General features: G+C 68.0%; 12 protein-coding genes. 6 read left to right on the top strand and 6 right to left on the bottom strand.

The genetic code is table 11. The features are described 5' to 3' along the window. Nucleotides 1–5 precede the first annotated feature (5 nt). The 3 genes from pbpC to CFP68_RS06170 are packed head-to-tail and all read right to left on the bottom strand — an operon-like array spanning nt 6 to nt 8,036. On the bottom strand, nt 6–2,063 hold the full coding sequence (pbpC, locus tag CFP68_RS06160; protein ID WP_099825841.1) for a penicillin-binding protein 1C: 2,058 nt from the start codon (nt 2,061–2,063) through the stop codon (nt 6–8). Continuing rightward, nucleotides 2,053–2,616, bottom strand: a complete 564-nt coding sequence (locus CFP68_RS06165; RefSeq protein WP_099825846.1) for a putative glycolipid-binding domain-containing protein — start codon at nt 2,614–2,616, stop codon at nt 2,053–2,055. Before CFP68_RS06165 ends, pbpC begins: the two co-directional genes overlap by 11 nt. Continuing rightward, nucleotides 2,613–8,036 carry an alpha-2-macroglobulin family protein gene (locus CFP68_RS06170; RefSeq protein WP_099825852.1) on the bottom strand — a complete coding sequence of 1,808 codons (5,424 nt, stop codon included), beginning with the start codon at nt 8,034–8,036 and terminating at the stop codon, nt 2,613–2,615. The genes CFP68_RS06165 and CFP68_RS06170 overlap by 4 nt, the downstream gene beginning before the upstream one ends. Before the next feature lie 157 nt (nt 8,037–8,193). On the opposite strand from CFP68_RS06170, the gene CFP68_RS06175 reads away from it, so the two are divergent. After that, nucleotides 8,194–10,674, top strand: coding sequence for a PAS-domain containing protein (locus tag CFP68_RS06175; protein WP_099825855.1), 2,481 nt, complete (start codon nt 8,194–8,196; stop codon nt 10,672–10,674). Here CFP68_RS06175 and yaaA read toward each other — a convergent pair. The 3 genes from yaaA to CFP68_RS06190 all read right to left on the bottom strand — a co-directional run bounded on the left by yaaA (nt 10,659) and on the right by CFP68_RS06190 (nt 13,960). Next, on the bottom strand, nt 10,659–11,432 hold the full coding sequence (gene yaaA / locus CFP68_RS06180; protein WP_099825859.1) for a peroxide stress protein YaaA: 774 nt from the start codon (nt 11,430–11,432) through the stop codon (nt 10,659–10,661). The two genes, CFP68_RS06175 and yaaA, sit on opposite strands and share 16 nt — an antisense overlap. Nucleotides 11,433–11,481: 49 nt before the next feature. Next, a complete protein-coding gene (recQ, locus tag CFP68_RS06185) occupies nt 11,482–13,530 on the bottom strand; it encodes a DNA helicase RecQ (RefSeq protein ID WP_099825862.1) in 2,049 nt (682 codons plus the stop codon). Between the two features lie 142 nt (nt 13,531–13,672). Further along, nucleotides 13,673–13,960 (bottom strand): YggT family protein, encoded by a 288-nt coding sequence (locus CFP68_RS06190; RefSeq protein ID WP_099825867.1) that lies wholly within the window; start codon nt 13,958–13,960, stop codon nt 13,673–13,675. A gap of 143 nt (nt 13,961–14,103) precedes the next feature. Here CFP68_RS06190 and CFP68_RS06195 point away from each other — a divergent pair, with 143 nt between their 5' ends. From CFP68_RS06195 to CFP68_RS06215, 5 genes are all read left to right on the top strand, one after another. Continuing rightward, on the top strand, nt 14,104–14,634 hold the full coding sequence (locus CFP68_RS06195; RefSeq protein ID WP_099825870.1) for a thioesterase family protein: 531 nt from the start codon (nt 14,104–14,106) through the stop codon (nt 14,632–14,634). A gap of 56 nt (nt 14,635–14,690) precedes the next feature. Beyond that, entirely contained in the window at nt 14,691–15,644 is a 954-nt protein-coding gene (locus CFP68_RS06200) for a glutaminase (protein ID WP_099825875.1), read from the top strand. 122 nt (nt 15,645–15,766) lie between these two features. Then, nucleotides 15,767–17,104 (top strand): MFS transporter, encoded by a 1,338-nt coding sequence (locus CFP68_RS06205; RefSeq protein ID WP_099825881.1) that lies wholly within the window; start codon nt 15,767–15,769, stop codon nt 17,102–17,104. Beyond that, nucleotides 17,101–18,030, top strand: a complete 930-nt coding sequence (gene mepA / locus CFP68_RS06210) for a penicillin-insensitive murein endopeptidase (RefSeq protein WP_099825884.1) — start codon at nt 17,101–17,103, stop codon at nt 18,028–18,030. Before CFP68_RS06205 ends, mepA begins: the two co-directional genes overlap by 4 nt. Next, a complete protein-coding gene (locus CFP68_RS06215; RefSeq protein ID WP_241523979.1) occupies nt 18,006–18,905 on the top strand; it encodes an esterase-like activity of phytase family protein in 900 nt (299 codons plus the stop codon). The genes mepA and CFP68_RS06215 overlap by 25 nt, the downstream gene beginning before the upstream one ends. Nucleotides 18,906–18,926 lie beyond the last annotated feature (21 nt).

Here is an 18,926-nt window from a genome sequence, read left to right on the forward strand (position 1 = left end):
TTGTTTCAGCCGCCACCGGTATCGTCGAGCCGTACTTGGCTGCGCGCGGATTTTCCGGCGGCGTCGATCACCGACAGGGTGATGTACCCAGGTGCGGCGACGTCGATGCGCGTTTCGCGTTCAGTTGACTGCACGGCCACCGGAACACCATCGGCCAGGATGGTGAACGGCGCGCGCCCGTCGCGCAGCTTGATGGTCAGCTGCCCCTTGTCGATCCGCATCCGCGCGCCGTCAGGCGGAAACGCGATCACCGGGGGTGGCGATCCTGCCTGGCTGCGGATTTCCGCCGGACCCCGGAACCGGCGCAGCGGCGCGGGCAGATCGGCGGTGCCGGTCATCAGCGTTGCGGGCGGCGGTGGGGCCAGCGGCGTCAGCGTGGGTGCGATCCGCGCGAAGGTCTGGAACAGCACCGGCGCGGCCAGATCGCCACCGAAGGCCCCCGGCACCGGGGTGCCGTCGGGCCGTCCCATCCACACCCCCGCGACATGCCGCCCGTCCCAGCCGATCGCCCAGGCATCGCGGTGGCCATAGGAGGTGCCGGTCTTGTAGGCCAATCCGTTGCGCGGCGCACCCGGCGGCGGCGCAAGGCCCGACAGGATATCTCCGACATGCCACGCCGCCTCGGGCGAGATCACGGCCGCACCGGGCGCCACGGTGTCCGGCGTCGCGCGCAGATCGACCCGCCGCCCGCCATTGGCCAGCGTCGCGTAAAGCTGCACCATCCCCTCCAGCGTCACACCGGCCCCACCCAGCGCGACCGCAAGGCCAGGCCGCCCGCCCGGCACCACCACATCGGTGCCAGCCCGGCGCAGCGCGTCGGTCAGGCGCGCGGGGCCCAGCGCCTCGGTCAGTTTCACCACCGGAATGTTCAGCGACATCTGCAAGGCTTCGCGCAACCGGACGGTGCCGCGAAACTGACCGTCGAAATTCTGTGGCGCATAGGGGCCGAAGGCCGTCGGCACGTCATCGATCAGGGTTTCGGGGTGGGCCAGGCCGCGGTCGAACGCCAGACCATAGACCAGCGGTTTCAGCGTCGATCCCGGCGAGCGCAGGGCGCGGGTCATATCCACGAAGCCCTGTCGCGGATCGTTGTCGTAATCGGCCGATCCGACCTGTGCCAGAATGTCACCCGTCGTATGGTCCGCCACCATGATCGCGATGGACAACCGGTCGCCCCGCCCGCGCAGCGCTTGACGGGCGAGGCTTTCCAGCGCGCCCTGAAGCGGGCGCTCCAGCGTCGTGGCGATGACGGGCGCGCCGGGCGCATCGCCGGTCAACCGGTCGGCCAGATGGGGCGACAACGCGGGAAAGGCGCGCCGCTCGGTCGGGATCGGTTCGCGTTTCGCGGCGATGGCCGCATCCGGCGACAGCCCCCCTGCCCCGGCCAGCCGGTCCAGCACCCGGTCGCGTGCGCTGCGCGCCATGGCGGGATGGCGGTCGGGGCGGCGGGTTTCGGGCGATTGCGGCAGCGCGACCAACAGTGCCGCCTGGGCCGGGGTCAGGCGGCGCGGCTCCTTGCCGAACCACGTCAGGGCGGCCGCCCGCACCCCTTCGATGTTGCCGCCAAAGGGCGCGCGGTTCAGATACAGGGTCAGGATCGCGTCCTTGCCCAACCGCCGCTCCAGCGCCAGCGCGACGCGTAACTGGCGCAGCTTGCCGCCCCAGGCGCCGGTCGGCCCATCCTCGAGCAGGCGCGCGACCTGCATGGTCAGCGTGGACGCCCCCGAACGCACACCGCCGTGCAGAACCGCATCCGCACCGGCTCGCAGGATCGCCCATGGATCGGCCCCGGCATGACGGCGGAACCGCTTGTCCTCATAGGCGATCAGCATGCTCACATAGGTCGGATCGACGGCATCCAGCCCGGTCGCCAGACGCCAGCGCCCGTCGCCCACCACATAGGCGCGCAACAGGTCGCCGTGGCGGTCGCGCACCTCGGTCCCTGTCTCGATGGCCAGTGAGGGCAAATCGGTGCGGTCGATCCAGGCGTCGATCCCGTCACGCGCCGCACCGATGCAGAACAACGCGACGGCCAACGCGAATAGAACCCTCTCAGCCCGCATCGACGTCACCCTGCCACCCCTCGGGATAGAGGGTGACGAAGCCCGAGGGGTGCAGTTCCAGCCGCGTCTCGTACCCGGGCGAACGATACAGGATATTACGGTGATCCACCCGCTCGTAACTCTGGCGCAGCACCTCGGCCCGGCCCTCGGGCACGCGCAGCCAGATGGCATCGACCCGGTGTGCCACGCCGTCCTGCAACCCCAGACGGCGCACCGGCAACAGGTTCGTCGCGGGCGTGAACCCGAGGTCGACGTCGTGGCATCCCGCAGTGTTCGCGACCGGCACATCGTTCAGCATCCAGCCTTCGGCATCGCGGCACAATCGCCAACCGACCGTTTCGCCTGATACGGTGCCAGTGACATCGGCACTCTGCGACAGCCAGTCACGGTCGCAGCGCACGACATAGTCCAGCCGTGCATCGCACCCGGGTTGGCGGAACCACGCATGTCCCACCAGCATCCAGCCGTCCGGTTCGGCGATCAGGCGGCAGGTGTCGCCGCCCGGACGCTCCAGCGCCTCCCAGGTGGCGCGCGCCTTGATGCTGCCCTTCATTCGCGGACCGTGGCCTGACCCGCGTCGGTGTTGGCGCGATAGCGTGGCCGATACATGTCCTCGACGCTGGCTGCGGGATGGTGGAACCGTCCCGGCGACACCGCCCGCACGACATAGGCCAGGCGGAACGCCGCATCGCTGCGCCAGTCCACAGCCGCCATGAAGCGGTCGGTGCGGAATTCGGCGGTTTCCACGTCCTGCAAGGTATCGAGCCAGTCGAACGCCGAGGTGTCGGCGGATTGCATCAGGTTGGGATTGTCGATCTCGAAGCCGGCGGGCAACGGATCGACCACCAGCAGGCGGGCGCGGGTGTCGGCGAAGGGTTGCACCGTCAGGACGGTGACCAGACGGGTGCCCGACGCCACATCGTCCAGCGTCACGGGGTTGCCGTCCATGTCCAGATGCGTCCGCTCGATGGCATAGCCGTCGCCGCCCTTGGCCGGGGGCACCTCGGGCACGCCGAAGGTGGTCAGGGTCAGCGTCGCCGCCCGGTCCGAGGTGTTGGCGATTTCGACCGGCGCGGTGGCCGTATCCGCCTCGATCACGCGGATCAGCGGGCCGTCCGGCGCTTCGCCGTTCACCGTCAGCCCGTCGCGCGCCGCATCGCCGATCAGCGCGTTGGCCGCCATCAGCGACCACATCGCCTCCTGCGTCGACCGTTCGGGGCCACCCTGCAGGGGGGCGGCCGTGTCGATCAGGGCGTCACGGTCGATGGCATCGCTGCCCGCCTCGACCGCCAGGGTCAGAACGGCGGCACTGTCGCGCAACCGGGTGCCGTAATCCGCGCGATAGCGGCGGGTCGTGTCCTGCGGCTGCGCCAGCATCCGCCCGGCCTGGGCGAACAGCGCGTCGGCCCGCGTCGGATCACCGTAAGCGGCCAGCGCGGCGCCCAGTTGCGCCGCTGCAAGGGGCGTTGCCAGGTCCGCCGCCTTCACATCCGCATAATAGCGCAGATCGCCGATCGCCGCCGCGCCCTCGCGCGCCAGAACGTGCAGCGCATAGGCGATGTCTTCGCCGCCATCGTCGAAATCCGGCGCGTAATTCACCCTGTTGCGCAGGTTGTCGAGCGCGCTGCGCCAGGCGTTCTGCGGCACCTCGATGCCGCGCGCCCGCGCCCGCGACAGGAAGTCGGTGACATAGGCATCCAGCCAGAAGTCACCCGACTCCGGGCGCCACAGGCCAAAGCTGCCCGATGGCGTCTGGTTGTCCAGAACGCGGGTTACCGCCTGGGCGATACGTTCATCCAGCTGATCGCGGGTGCCAAAGCCCATGGCCCGGGCCACCGACGACAGATACAGCAGCGGCATCGCCCGCGACGTCACCTGTTCGGTGCAGCCATAGGGGTAACGGTCCAGCGCCTCGAGCAGGCCAGGCGAATTGAACCGCGCCAGTGCACCGGCGGTCAGGGTGGCGGTGCCGGTGCCCGGACGCAGCCCCGCGAACACGTCGTGCGAGAAGGTGAAGGTATCGCCCGCCGCCAGGTCGAACCGGCTTGTGGTCTGCACCTCGGGATCGTTGGCGCGCACCGGCAAGGTGAACCTGCGCGTCAGATCGGAACCGTCGGGCGTGGTCAGGGTCAGCTCGACCGTGTAATCGCCCGCCTCGGATGCGCCAAGCGGCACGCTGAAGGTTTTCGTCTCGCCCTGCGCCAGATCGAACCGCGCCGGCAGCGCGGCGGTGCCGATGGACAGGCCCGCACCCCCCAGCCGCACGGCAACATCTCCCGTGGGTCCGGTGGCATGGGTCACCTCAAGCCGCATCCGCGACTGATCGCCGGGGGCCAGGAACCTGGGCAGGCTGGCGTTGACGACCACCGGGTCGCGCACCAGGACATCCTGTTCGGCGCTGCCGACCCCGTTTGCGGACCACACCACCGCCATCAGCCGCACCGTGCCGTTGAACGCCGGCAGATCGAAGGTGGTGCGCGCATAGCCGTCGGCGCCCACGGTCAGGGGGCCGGTGGTGAACGCCAACAGCTTTTCGGTCGGCGGCGGCGATTGCATCCGCATGCCCGCCGCCCCGTCGCCGCCCGAGCGCACGGCGCCCAGCGCGCCGTTCGTCCCGTCGATCAGCCGTCCGTAAACGTCGCGGATCGCCACGCCCAGCTTGCGCTGGCCGAAATAATAGTCCGCCGGATCCGGCGTCTCGAACCCGGTCAGGTTCAGGATTCCCACGTCGATGGCCGAAATAACGGCATGGGCGGTGTCGCCCTCGGCCGCGCCGTCGACCTTCAGCGCGACCTCGAACGGTTGGCGCGGTTTCGCCTCGCCCGGCACGTCGAAGGTCGCCGTCAGCCGCCCTGCCCCCGGATCGACGGCGCCATAGGCCAGCCCCAGCGCCCGCGACGGAGCGGCCCCCGCCCCATCCGCCGGGCTGAGCACGGTGGCCGTCACATAGGCCCCCGCGCCCCAGTCTTCGGTGACCGGAACGGGGATCACGGTCTCGCCCGCCTCCACCGCCATGGTTTCGGTCGAGATGACCCGATCCGACATCACGGTGATCCGCGCCATCCCGCCGGTGCGCGGCACGATCCGCAACTGCGCGGTATCGCCGACGTCATAGCTTTCGCGATCCAGCGACAATTCCAGAACGTCCGGCGTGGCGACGGCATCGCCGGCCGCATACCATCCGGCATCGAACCCCATGGACGAGGCGACATATTCACCGCCCAGCCGTTCGATGCGCACCTCGTAGCGGCCCCATTCGACGGGGGTGGACACGGTGACGGGATCGGTGCCCAAGGTCATTTCGCCCGTGGCGATGCGGGTGCGGCGGGTCGTCTCCTCCCATTCCCATTGGCCGTTCAGGGTATACCACTGGTATTCCGTTTCGATCCGGTTAACGGTCCAGCGCGCGGGCATCGGCCCGCTGGTGTTGATCGCCACCACCTGAAACGACGCCTCGGTGTTTTCGGACAACGGGCCGTCGAAGGCGGGCTTGATGCCGATCATCGGCGTGGTGGCGGCGACCGCGCGCGTGATCTCACGCTCGATGGGGCGGCCCGACCCTTCGGTGACGCGGGCGATGATCCGCGCGTCCAGCGGTCGGTCGGTGGCAAGGCCCTGGGGCAGGTCCACCGGCAGGACCGCGCGCCCCGACGCATCGGTGCGGGTCGAATCGAGATACCGCGTCAGCGCGTTCACCGGATCGTCGTGGCGTCCGAACCGATAACCGGGAAAGCCGTCGACGGCGGTGGCGGGTGTCACGCGCACTTCGGCCTCGACCCCCAGGTCGGCACCGGGCGCGCCGAACAGATAACGCGCGTCGACCGTCAGCGGCGTGCGCGCATTCGCCGACAGCGCGCCCTCGGGCAGCGACAGGTCGGCATCGATCCGTTCGGGCAGGAAATCCTCGACCAGCAGGGTCGTGCTGGCCAAGGGCGGCACATCGGGATCGACGAACACGTCCAGCCGCCACGTGCCGCGCGCCGCGTCCGCGCCGATGGGAAAGGTCAGGACGTGCCCCCCGGCGGGCGCATCTTCGGACAGGATGCGCGCATATTCCTTGCCGTCGGGGCGGTGCAGGATCGCGGTCAGGGGCAGCCGCTCGATCGCCTCGGCATCGGGATCGCGCAGCAGGGCCGTGGCGGTCACGACTTCGCCCGCGCGATAGGCGCCCCGGTCGGTGGTCAGGAACACGTCCACTGGCCCGGCGGGCGGGCGCCCCTCGACGCCGCGATCCGACAGGTCGAACTCGGGGTCGCTCAGCGGCAGGAACGCCATGTCGTCGCCGCGTTCGGCCAAAAGCAACGCGGGTGCGGCGGCGCCGGTGCCACGGGTCAGGCCGGGCGCGAACGCCGCCTCGCCACCGCCATCGGATGTGGCGCGCCCCAGCACCGCGTTGGCGCGCGACAGCAGGGTGAACGCGACACCGTCCAGCGGCTGTGCATCGTCAAGGCCCTGGGTGAAAACGCGCAGGCCATCGTTGCCCGACAGCGCCGAAATCCCGATGTTCGAAACCACGAACCACTGCGCCGCGGCGGGGTCGTCGTAGGGGTCGGAATCGGGGATCGCGGCCTGCAGCACATAGATCCCCGGCTCCAGCGCGCCCACCGCCGCGCCGATGGGCAGGCGGGTGGTCATGTCGCGGTTCAGGTCGGTCTGCACGTCGCCGGTGCCGGTCCAGATCCTTTCGGCAATTTCAGAGGCAAATTCACCCTGGCGGTATTCCGGCACCGGGCGCGCGAACATGTCGTCCTGGATCGACCGGATCAGGTTGCGGTCCGACACGCGATACAGCGTCAGATCGACCTCGGACAGGTTGACCGTGACGATCGGCAGCGCGACGTCGCCCCCCGCAGGCAGGATGTAACCGCGACCGGGAAACCGCGCGACCGGCGCGCGGTCGCGCACGTAAAGGGTCAGCGCGACCGATTTCGCCAGGGTTTCGCCCGACGCCGCAGGCAGGCCTTCGCGCAACGTGATGCGGTAACGTTCACCGTGTTCGACCCCGTCAAGGCACAGCCGCGCGCCTTCGGTCTGCACCACCAGCCCGCTGTCGTCGGTCTGCACGAAGGGGCCGTAATCGACCCCCGCCTGCACCAGCGGTTCACTAAATTGCGCGCAGATGCGCGGCCGCGCGGCATCGCTCTCGACTATCGTGTCCTCGATTCGGAAACCGAACTTGGCGATGGCGTCGTCCAGTTGCGCCGCGACGTCGTCGCGCGGCGCCAGCGATTGCGACAGGCGCAGGGCCGGAATCATGTCGCGGCCCCGGTTCGTGCGCTCCAGCGCATCGGCCAGAACGCCCAGCGCGGCCACCTGTTCGGCCACCGATGCGGCCCGCAGATAGCCGTTGATCGCCGCCGACACCGCACGTTCGCGATAGGTGCGGCGTTGGGCGCTGTTGTTGGTTTCGACCGCCAGCAGAAGCCGGCCGTATTCCGTCCAGAGGTCGGCCGCGTCGGTAATGCCCACGACCGTGCCCGTCAGGGCCAGCGCCCGCCCCGGATTGCCGGCGGCCCGGGCCGCGCGCGCATTTTGCAACAGATCGACGGCACTGGCCCCGGTGCCGGGATGACGGGCGGGCAGATCCTCGGCCTCGCTCAATGCCGCGGCCAGATCGCTGTCGCGCAGGAAGTCCAGCGTTGCGGCCAATGTCCGGGACCGGGCGATGACGGCGGGGTCGCGGTCGATCACCTCGGCCGACGTTGCACCCTGGTAGGGGCTGAGGTCGGTGACGCTGGACTTGGTGAAACACGCATTCGAGCGTTCGTTGAAGGTGAAGGCGCGGCAATTCCCATCGCTGAGACAGGCGGTGCGGCACACCTGGAACGTCGTGTCGAAGATCGAGCGCAGATCGCCGCCGAAGAAATCGATGTCCCGGCTGACGCTCAGCCGCCGCTCGGGGATCGGGGTCTGGGCGGTGGCGGCGGAGGCAAGACCCCCGAGGGTCAGGATCAGAACGACGATGCGAAGCATGGGGAAACCTTCCACGGAACCGGGTGATGCAAAGCGTCTCACAGCGCCACGATTCGGACAAGCGGCGCCCCCGGTCGCGGGCGTTAAGCGCGTGTTTACCCGGATGGCGCAGGGTCGCATGACGTGCCGGAAAATCCGGCGTCCACGGGACCTGCCGATGAACCTGTCTTCGATCCTGGAAAACGAACGGCGTGCGCGTCTGGCGGCCGAACGCCTGCTGGACATGCGCCAACGCGAGCTGAAAGCCGCCAACCGCAAGCTGGCCGATCACGCCCGCACGCTGAGCGCCGAGATCATCGAGCAGCGGGACGAGGTCGCGGAAATCCGGTCGCAATCGGAATCGCTGCATGGCGACTTCGTCCAGACGCGTGAGGATCTGGAACGCGCGCGCGCAGCCGCCGATACCGCGGAAACCCGGCTGTGGGCGGCGCTGCAATCCATGCGCGACGGCTTCGCGATGTTCGATCACGAACACCGACTGATCGTCGCCAACAACGCCTATCTGGCGGTGTTCGACGGATTGCATTGCATCGCGCCCGGCATCGCCTTTCACGAGATGGTGGACCTGCTGATCGACGAGGGCATCGTCGACCCCCAGGGCGAACCCGACGCCTGGCGCAGGGCGTTCAAGGCACGCTGGGACACCCCCGAACCGGAACCGGCGGTTTTGAAGCTGTGGAACGGTCAATTCGTGAAGCTGCTGGACCGGCGCACCCCCGATGGCGGGATGGTCACCCTGGGCATCAACCAGACCGAAAGCCTGCGCACCCGTGCCGCCATCGAAGCGGTGCCCGACGGTTTTGTCGTCTTCGATCAGGACGACAGGCTGATCATGTCGAACGAACGCTATCGCGCGGTGTTTCCCGACAGCGCCGCACAGATCGTGCCCGGCACCACGTTCGAGGATATCCTGCGTCTCGGGCTGGCGTCGGGGCATTACAAGGATGCGGTCGGGCGCGAGGAACAATGGCTGGAAGAGCGGATGAACGCTCACCGACAGGGCGACTTCACGCTCGAGCAGCAACTGGGTGACGACCGCTGGCTGCGGATCATCGAACGCGTGACGCCCGATGGCGGCCGCGTCGGACTGCGCATCGACATCACCGCCGCAAAACAGCAACAGGCCGCATTGGAGCGTGAGCGCGCGCGCGCCGAGGCCGCGAACCGGGCCAAATCCAACTTCCTCGCGAACATGAGCCATGAGATACGCACGCCCATGAACGGCGTGATCGGCATGATCGACATGCTGGCCGAGGGGCCACTGAGCGACGAACAGAAGACGTGCGCCGAAACGATCAAGACGTCGGGACAGGCGCTTCTGGTGATCATCAACGACATCCTCGACTTTTCCAAGATCGAGGCGGGCAAGATGCAGCTGGAGGTCGCGCCCTTCGACCTCGAGGAATGCCTCCATGCCACGGTGCGGCTGCTGCAACCGGTGGCGCGCAACGCCGGCCTGCCGATCGTGATCGACTTTGCCGCCGATCTTTCGGGCCTCGTCACCGGTGACGAGGGGCGCGTGCGCCAGATCGTCACGAACCTGGTCGGCAACGCCATCAAGTTCACCGAGAACGGTCACATCACGGTGCGCGTGGCCCGGGACGATGGCGACGGCTGTATCGTGCTGGAGGTCGAGGACACCGGGATCGGCATTCCGGCCGACAAGCTGGACCATGTGTTCGGGGTCTTCAACCAGGTCGATGACGGGCATGCACGCCGATTTGACGGCACCGGCCTGGGCCTGGCCATCGCGCGCGAGCTGGTCGGACTGATGGGCGGCACTCTCGACGTGACGTCGCGCGTCGGCAAGGGCAGCGTCTTCAGCGCCCGCCTGCCCCTGGCGGAATTTCGTCGCGACTTCGCGCCGGCCCGGATTTCGCCCGACGCCGGCATCTGGATCATCGGGCCCGACACGCCGGTGCGCGCGGCCCTTGCACGACAGGTTTCAGCGCTGGGCGGGACGGCGAGGATCTGTCCGGGCGGCACATGGCCCGCATCGCCCGCGGCGCGGGACGTGATCCTTGCGCTGCGCCGCCCGCCCGAACCGCCGCCCGCGGTGCGGATCATCGATGTCGATGCCGGCCTGGCCGCGCGTGTCGCCGGGACATCGGAAAAAATCGCCTTTCCCGCCACCCGGCGCGCGATGTCGACCCTGCTGAATGGCGCGGGGGCCGCGGGCAAACCGCCGTCGGCCGCATCTCCGCCACTCGATTCGCCGCGTCTGCCCGCCAACGCCACCCGCCTGAAGGTTCTGGCGGCCGAGGACAACAAGACCAATCGCCTGGTTCTCGAGCGCATGTTGAAGGATGCCGACCTCGACCTGACGGTGGTGAACAACGGGGCCGAGGTGGTCGAGGCCTTTACCCGCGCACCGCCCGACCTGGTTTTCATGGATATTTCCATGCCGTTGATGGACGGGCGCGAGGCGACGCGCCGGATCCGCGCCCTTGAGGCTGCAAACGGCCTGAACCGCGTCCCGATCCACGCCATGACCGCCCACGCCCTGTCGGGCGATGTCGAAGACAGCCGGGCCGCCGGAATCGACAGCCATCTGACGAAGCCGCTGTCCAAGGCCCGGCTGCTTGCCGTGATCGACGCCGTGCGCGCCGCGGCGCTGCCGGATCAGGTGGATGGATAATCGCGCAGGAACACCGGGCGGTCGGGTTCGGACAATTCGGGCGCATGGGCATAGCCCCCGGTGTCGAAGTCCAGCAAGGCCTCGGGATCGGTCAGCCGGTGTTCGACAACAAAGCGCGCCATGGCCCCCCGTGCGGCCTTGGCGAAAAAGCTGACGATGCGCGGACGGTCGTCCTTCAGTTCCATGAATTGCGGCGTGATGACTCGCAGCTTCAGCGCGTCTTGATCCACCGCGCCGAAATATTCCTGACTGGCGCAGTTCACAAGCACATCGGCGCCGACCGCCGCGGCCTGTGCATTCAGCGCCTTCGACAGGGTGGTGCCCCAATAGGCATAAAGATCCTTGCCGCGGCGCGACTTGAGCTTGCTGCCCATTTCAAGCCGATAGGGTTGGATCCCGTCGCGCGGGCGCAGCAGCCCGTAAAGGCCGGACAGGATGCGCAGATGGTCCTGCGCCCAGTCCATCGCGTCCGGCTCGAGGCTGCGCGCCTCCAATCCGCGATAGGTGTCACCGGCAAAGGCCAGAGCGGCGGGGCGCAGAGCGTCGGGATCGGGGTCGTTGTCGAAGGCAGCAAAGCGGTCGCGGTTCAGCCGCGCCAGATCGTCGGACAGGTCCATCAGGTCCTTCAGCCCGCCCAGCGTCAGTTGCCGCGCGTGACCGGCCAGCGTGCCCGCGTCCTTCAGGAAATCGGGACGGGTCATCGGCGTGTCGGTTTCCTGCCAATCCAGCTTCTTGGCCGGTGAAATCACCACGAGCATGTCGGCTCCTCCTGTGTCGTTGGGGTATCTAGCGGGCTGCGGCCCAGGCTCAACCTTCGGCCAGCACCTCGAGGAACGCGGGGCCGAAACGTTCGACCTTCGGCGCGCTCATGCCCGGCGCGCGTTCCAGCTCATCCAGCGTCGCGGGGCGGCGTTCGGCGATCCATTTCAGCGTGCTGTTGGTGCAGGACATCGGTTTTTCGGTGCCGTCGGTGCCGCGCGCAAGATCCGTCTGCGCCTCGTGCAGGCGGTCGAACACCGCGCCCGCGCTGCGCCCGGCCATCTTGCGGCGCATGGGATGCACCGGATCCGGCGCGCCCCCCGTGATGATCTCGAGGAAGGCCGCGCCGTAACGCTCCAGCTTGGTCGCGCCGACCCCGCCGATGCCCGCCATCTGGTCCAGCGTCGTCGGGCGTTTCTCGGCCATTTCCACCAGCGTGCGGTCGGTGAACACCACGTAGGCCGGGGCGCGCAACGCTTCGGCCAGGGCGCGGCGTTTCGCCTTCAGGGCCGACAACAGCGGCGCGTCTTCCTCGTTGACCATGGCGCGGACCGCGGGGCGGGCGGATTGCGCGGCGCGGATCACGTCGCGGCGCAGGGTGATCCCGGCTTCGCCCCGCAGGATCGGGCGTGCGTTTTCCGTCATCCGCAGCGCGCCGTGCCGTTCGGGGTCGGGGCGCACCAGGTCATGCCCCATCATCTGGCGGAACACCGCCTGCCATTGCGGCTTGGTATACTCCTTGCCGACGCCGAAGGTCGGCAACCCGTCATGGCCGCGCGCGCGGACCTTGTCGGTCGCGTTGCCCATGACGATGTCAATCAGGTGGCCGGCGCCGAACCATTCGTCGGTGCGCAGGATCGCCGACAGGGCCATGCGCACCGGGGTGGTGGCATCGAACGTCTCGGGCGGCCGGTCGCACAGATCGCAATTGCCGCAGGGCGCGGCGTCCTCGCCGAAATAGGCCAGCAGCTTCTGACGCCGACATCCCAGTGCCTCGGCCAGGCCCAGCAGGGCGTTCAGGCGGCCATGATCGGCGCCCTTGCGCTCGGCGGGGGCCAGCCCCTCGTCGATCTGGGTGCGGCGCAGGCGGATGTCGTCGGGACCATAGAGCGTCAGGGTTTCCGCCGGTGCGCCATCGCGGCCCGCGCGCCCGATTTCCTGGTAATAGCTCTCGATGCTCTTGGGCAGGTCGGCGTGGGCCACCCAGCGGATGTCGGGCTTGTCCACGCCCATGCCGAAGGCCACGGTGGCGGTCACGATCAGCCCGTCTTCCTGGGAAAACCGCCGCTCGACCTCGCGCCGGTCGTCCGCGTCCATGGCCCCGTGGTAGTGACAGGCGGCGTGGCCTTCGGCGCGCAGGGCGGCGGCGATGTCTTCGGTCTTGGCCCGCGACGAGCAATAGACGATGCCCGACTGCCCCTTGCGCGCGCTCGCATAGGTCAGGATCTGCTTCCTCGGTCCGTTCTTGGGCGCGAATGCCAGATGGATGTTGGGCCGGTCGAAGCCGCCGAGGAACAGGCGCGGCGCCTGGCCTGCGAACAGGCGTTGCACGATTTCTTCGCGGGTTTCCTCGTCGGCCGTGGCGGTGAAGGCGGCCAGCGGTACGTCGAGGGTTTCACGCAGCCGTCCGATGGCCAGGTAGTCGGGGCGGAAGTCATGGCCCCATTGGCTGACGCAATGGGCCTCGTCCACCGCGATCATCGACACACCGATACGGCGCAGCATGCCGATGGTGCCGCCCGCGGCCAGCCGCTCGGGCGCCATGTAGAGCAGCTTGGTGCGCCCCGCTTCCAGCGCCTCGAACACCTCGTCACGCTCGGCTTCGGTGTTGGCCGAGGTCAGCGCACCCGCCTCGACCCCCGCTTCGCGCAGGCCCCGGACCTGATCGCGCATCAGCGCGATCAGCGGCGAGATGACAAGGGTCACGCCCTCGCGGCACAAGGCCGGCAACTGGAAACACAGGGATTTGCCGCCACCCGTCGGCATGATCGCCAGCGTGTTCTCGCCGCGGGTCACCGCCTCGACGATTTCCTCCTGGCCCGGGCGAAAATCAGAAAAGCCGAAGACCGAGGACAGCAGGGATTTGGCTTCGGACATGGCGGCGCTGGAACCTGTTGCGGGGGGATTGCGTGACTGCGGCCTTGTCCCACAGCCGCGATCGCGGAACAAGTGAAAGCCCCTGCGGGGCTTGCCTGCGGCGCGAGTATTTCCGGCAAGAAAAAGCCGGGCCGCCGGTGGATCAGTAGAAGGCGGAGGCGTTGTTTCGCAGGATGATCTGCATTGCGTAGATCGCGATCAGTGCGACCAGCGGCGCAAGGTCGAGGCCGCCCATGTTGGGCAGGACGCGGCGGATCGGGCCGTAAATCGGCTCGAGCAGGCGGTTCAGGCCATACCAGATCTGCGCCACGAGCGGCTGACGCGTGTTCAGCACCTGAAAGTTGATCAGCCAGGACATCACGATGTGGGCGATCATGATGAACCAGACGACGTCGAGAATCAGCATCAGGATTTGAAAGAGCGAGGTCATGGGCGCGGTGTTCCTGTCATCAAGGTCGCGGGTTACCTAATGGCGCGGCCCGGGCAGGGCAAGGGAGGCCAAGTGCCGCAACGTCCTCTTTGACGGGGCCCGGCGTTCACGACAGGTGCGGGGCGCAACCATGGAGGCCCGCGATGTATCCCGTGATCCGACTTGCCAAGGAAATGCTCAAGTTTCGCAAGGCGCCGCCGCTGGGCCTGTTCGACACCCACGTGTCGCACCACGTCTGCTGGCCGCAGGACATCGACGTCTGGCGCGAGTTGAACAACGGGCGCACGCTGACGCTCTATGATTTCGGGCGGATGGTGCTGTTTCAGCGGCTGGGCGTGATCAACGTGATGCGGCGCGAGGGCTGGATCGGCACGGTCGCCGGATCGTCGGTGCGCTATCGTCGGCGGGTGCGGCTGTTTCACCGGGTCGAGATGCGGACGCGGATTGTCGGATGGGATGCGCGGTTCCTGTATATCGAACAGTCGATGTGGCGCAAAGGCGAGGCGACGAGCAACGCGTTGATGCGCACCGCCGTCACCGATGGCAACGGGATCGTCCCCATGGCGCGCGCTGCGACCGCCCTGGGCCATGACGGGGCCTCGCCCCCCCTGCCCGACTGGATCGCAGCCTGGGCCGAGGCCGATGCGCGCCGTCCCTGGCCGCCGGAATGCTGACTCGGGACGTCTGAAACAGGTGGTCGATCCACCTGTCTTGCGCTAGGCAGCGCGCCATGACCCATTCCGCACTCAGCACCGATGCCCTGCGCGTCATCGTCACCGAAATCGCCGAGGAATTGGCCGAAAGTGACGACCGCGGCCGCGTCGCGTCGTATATTCCACAGCTGGCCTGCATCGATCCGCAACAGTTCGCGTTGTCGGTGGTGACCCCCGATGGGGACGTGATCAATGCCGGCGACGCCGACACGCCGTTTTCGATCCAGAGCGTCTCGAAGGTGTTCACCCTTGCCGTCGCCCTGGGCCAAATGGGCGAATCACTGTGGAGCCGGGTCGGGCGCGAACCGTCGGGCGATCCGTTCAATTCCATCGTGCAACTTGAACACGAGCAGGGCATTCCGCGCAATCCGTTCATCAACGCCGGAGCGATCGCGGTCACCGATGCGGTCCTGTCGGGATACGAGCCACGCGAGGCGATCGGCCTGATCGTGGAATTCATCCGCTACACGGCGGGCGACGATACGATCATGATCGACGAGACGGTGGCCCGTTCCGAGGAAGCAACCGGATACCGCAACACCGCATTGGCCAACTTCATGCGTGATTTCGGCAACCTGACATGCGATCCGGCCATGACCCTCGGCGTCTATTATCACCAGTGCGCGGTCGCCATGACGGCCCGCCAACTCGCCCTGGCCGGGCGGTTCCTGGCCTATGACGGCTGTCTGGCGCCCGGCGGTTCGCGGGTGATCTCGGGGCGGATGGCCCGCCAGATCAACGCGTTGATGCTGACCTGCGGACATTATGACGGATCGGGCGAATTCGCGTTCCGGGTCGGCCTGCCCGGCAAAAGCGGCGTCGGCGGCGCGATCCTTGCCGTGGCGCCGGGCCGGGCATCGATCGGCTGCTGGTCACCGGGCCTGAACGCGGTGGGCAATTCGCAACTGGCCTCGCGGGCGTTGGAAATGCTGGCCGACCGCACCGGATGGTCGGTTTTCGCCCCACACTGACGCCCCGGTTTTTTCTTGCCCGAAATACTCTCGCCGAAGGCGATCCCGCCCCGACCGCCTGGTCCAAACCATTGCGCTGACAGGCCGAACCGGCTTTGATCGGCCTGTCAGAAGGAGCGATTATGGCCGACACCACGCACCGCAAGCGCATCTGGGGATGGTTCTTCTTCGACTGGGCCTCGCAACCCTACAACACGCTTCTTCTCACCTTCATCTTCGGCCCCTACGTCAAGGATGTGCTGGGCGACGGAACCGCAGCGCAATCGGCCTGGGGATTCGGGATCGGTGCGGCGGGGATCGCCATCGCGCTGCTGGCGCCGGTGCTGGGCGCGCTGGCCGACACGTCGGGACGGCGGGTGCGCTGGATCTGGGGGTTCTCGGTCCTCTATGTCGTCGGTGCATCGGGGTTGTGGTTCGCGGCGCCCGACGATTTCAACCTGCTCAGCACGATGACGTTCTTCGCGCTGGGGCTGATCGGGATGGAGTTCGCGACGATCTTCACCAACTCCATGCTGCCGGAACTGGGCACGCGCGAGGAAATCGGGCGTTTGTCCGGCAACGGATGGGCGTTCGGGTATCTTGGCGGGTTGCTGGCGCTGGTGATCATGCTGGCGGTGTTCGAGGCGGACCCCCTCACCGGCACGACCATGGCCGGCATCACGCCCCCCTTCGGTCTGGACGTGGCCGCGCGTGAGGGCACGCGATTCGTCGGGCCGCTTACTGCGCTCTGGTATGTGGTGTTCATGGTGCCGTTCTTCCTGTGGGTTCGTGATCCGCGCACCGCGCGCCCCGCCCCCGGCACCTTTGCCACCGCGATCGCCGGGCTGGGCCGCACCCTGCGCCGATTGCCGCAAACGCGCAGCCTGTTCGCCTATCTGCTGTCGTCGATGGTCTATCGCGATGCGCTGAACGGGATGTATGTCTTCGGCGGAATCTATGCCGCCGGCGTCCTGGGGTGGAGCGTTACCCAGACCGGCATCTTCGGCATCGTGGCCATCGTGGCCGGGGCGGTGTTTGCCTGGCTGGGCGGGCGGGCCGATGCCGCCTTCGGGCCGCGTCCGGTGATCGCGGCCTGCATTCTGGTGCTGACCTGCATTGCCGTCGGTGTCGTCTTCATCTCGCGCACGTCGGTGTTCGGGATCGGCGTCGCGCCTGAGTCGAGCCTGCCCGACATCGCCTTCATGGTGCTGGGCGCGGGGATCGGGGCGGCGGGCGGCGCGCTGCAATCCGCATCGCGCACGATGCTGGTGCGCCAGGCCAATCCGGCCCGCATGACCGAGGCGTTCGGCTTGTACGCGCTGGCCGGAAAGGCGACGTCGTTCCTGGCCCCGTTGCTGATCGGCATCGCCACATGGGCCAGCGCCAGCCAGCAGATCGGCGTCACCCCCCTGATCGGGCTTTTCGTGCTGGGGCTGTTTCTGCTACGCTGGGTGAAACCCGACGGAGATCGAGCAGTATGAGACACACAACCAAGATCGTGGCGTTGCTGGGCCTGTCCCTTCTGGCGGCCTGTGGCGGGCGCGATCGCCCCGGCACCCGCCTGTCCAGCCAGGATTTCGCCGGCGATATCGTCACCCGCAGCGGGCTGGCCAAGCAGTTGTTCGGTGCCGAACGCTCCGGATCACCGCAAAGCCCGCAACCGCTCGGCTTCTATTCCAAGGGATGCCTGGCGGGCGGCGCGGAACTGGCCGAGACCGGCCCGACATGGCAGGCGATGCGCCTGTCCAGGAACCGCAACTGGGGCCACCCCGACACCATCGCCTATCTGCAACGCCTGTCGCGCAAGGCCGCGGCCCTGCCCGGCTGGAACGGCCTTTATGTCGGCGACATATCGCAACCCCGTGGCGGGCCGATGCTGACCGGGCACGCCAGCCACCAGATCGGGTTGGACGCCGACATCTGGCTGCGCCCCGCCGACAACCTGAACCTGTCGCGCCAGGACCGCGAGAACATCTCGTCGATCTCCCTGCGCCGCGCCAACGGCGCCTATACCAACGGCAACTGGACCCGCGCCCATCACGAGCTGCTGAAGGCGGCGGCCAGCGATCCGGCCGTGGCGCGGATCTTCATCTTCCCCGGCGCAAAGGTGAAGATGTGCAACGATGAGAAAGGCGACCGGTCGTGGTTGAACAAGATCCGCCCCTGGTATGGTCACCACTATCACTTCCATGTCCGCCTGAAATGCCCGCGCGGCACCCCGAATTGCGAGGATCAGGCAACACAGCCCGCCGGTGACGGGTGCGCCGATGCGCAGGACTGGGTGAACAACATCCTGAACCCGCCACCACCGAAGCCGCGTGATCCGAACGCGCCACCACCGAAGAAGAAGCGCGAGCTGACGATGGCCGACCTGCCGCGCCAGTGCAACGCGGTGCTGTCGCGCTGAAAACGCCGTTCCTGCTCCTGATTGCCCTGCTGTGCCTGCCCCTGCCGTCCCTCGCGGCGGGGGCCGAGTTTGTCGGGCGGTATCGCTGGGACGTGGCCGATCCCCGGTACGGCGGTTTTTCGGCGCTTGAACTCGACGCCGGCGGCACCGAATTCACCGCCGTGTCCGACCGGGGCTGGATCACCCGTGGCCGGCTGACACGCGATGCCAAGGGCGTGGTGACCCACGTTGCGACCCGAACATTCGACACCCTAAAGGGCCCCGACGGCCGCAGGTTGGCGCCGCGCTTTCGCGACGCCGAAGGCATTGCCGTCGGTCGCGACGGGCGCATCTTCGTGTCGTTCGAGATCGAACACCGGATCTGGCGCTATGACACGCCGGGGGATGCGGCCACCGCGCTGCCCGCCGCGCCGGCCTTTGGCCGACTGCAAAAGAACGCCGGTCTCGAAGCATTGGCCATCGGTCCCGATGGCGCCCTTTACACGATGCCCGAACGCTCGGGCGCGCTCAGCCGGCCGTTCCCGGTCTATCGTTTCGCCGGCGGACGATGGACGCAACCCTTTACCCTGTCCCGACGTGGCAGCTTCCTGCCCGTGGGCGCGGATTTCGGCCCCGACGGGCGGCTCTACCTGCTGGAGCGGCGGTTCGACGGCCTGTTCGGCTTTGCCAGCCGGGTGCGCCGGTTCACGCTGGGCGAACACGGCGTCACCGAAGAGGACACGCTGTTCAGCAGCTTCAACCTGCTGCACGACAACCTCGAAGGCATCGCCGTCTGGCGCGACGCGGCGGGCGCCATCCGGCTGACGATGATCTCGGACGACAATTTCATCGCCGTGCAGCATACCGAATTCGTCGATTACCGCGTCATCGAATGATGCCATGACACTTGCGAACGC

The organism is Oceaniglobus indicus, assembly GCF_002751875.1.
GTDB classification, from domain to species: domain Bacteria; phylum Pseudomonadota; class Alphaproteobacteria; order Rhodobacterales; family Rhodobacteraceae; genus Oceaniglobus; species Oceaniglobus indicus.

What these genes read in the sequence shown, in the direction of transcription:
- CFP68_RS06200 (WP_099825875.1), top strand. Translation starts at nt 14,691, where the DNA reads ATGACCCATTCCGCACTCAGCACCGATGCCCTGCGCGTCATCGTCACC.
- mepA (WP_099825884.1), top strand. Translation starts at nt 17,101, where the DNA reads ATGAGACACACAACCAAGATCGTGGCGTTGCTGGGCCTGTCCCTTCTG.
- pbpC (WP_099825841.1), bottom strand. Translation starts at nt 2,063, where the DNA reads ATGCGGGCTGAGAGGGTTCTATTCGCGTTGGCCGTCGCGTTGTTCTGC.
- yaaA (WP_099825859.1), bottom strand. Translation starts at nt 11,432, where the DNA reads ATGCTCGTGGTGATTTCACCGGCCAAGAAGCTGGATTGGCAGGAAACC.
- recQ (WP_099825862.1), bottom strand. Translation starts at nt 13,530, where the DNA reads ATGTCCGAAGCCAAATCCCTGCTGTCCTCGGTCTTCGGCTTTTCTGAT.
- CFP68_RS06190 (WP_099825867.1), bottom strand. Translation starts at nt 13,960, where the DNA reads ATGACCTCGCTCTTTCAAATCCTGATGCTGATTCTCGACGTCGTCTGG.
- CFP68_RS06165 (WP_099825846.1), bottom strand. Translation starts at nt 2,616, where the DNA reads ATGAAGGGCAGCATCAAGGCGCGCGCCACCTGGGAGGCGCTGGAGCGT.
- CFP68_RS06170 (WP_099825852.1), bottom strand. Translation starts at nt 8,036, where the DNA reads ATGCTTCGCATCGTCGTTCTGATCCTGACCCTCGGGGGTCTTGCCTCC.
- CFP68_RS06195 (WP_099825870.1), top strand. Translation starts at nt 14,104, where the DNA reads ATGTATCCCGTGATCCGACTTGCCAAGGAAATGCTCAAGTTTCGCAAG.
- CFP68_RS06175 (WP_099825855.1), top strand. Translation starts at nt 8,194, where the DNA reads ATGAACCTGTCTTCGATCCTGGAAAACGAACGGCGTGCGCGTCTGGCG.
- CFP68_RS06205 (WP_099825881.1), top strand. Translation starts at nt 15,767, where the DNA reads ATGGCCGACACCACGCACCGCAAGCGCATCTGGGGATGGTTCTTCTTC.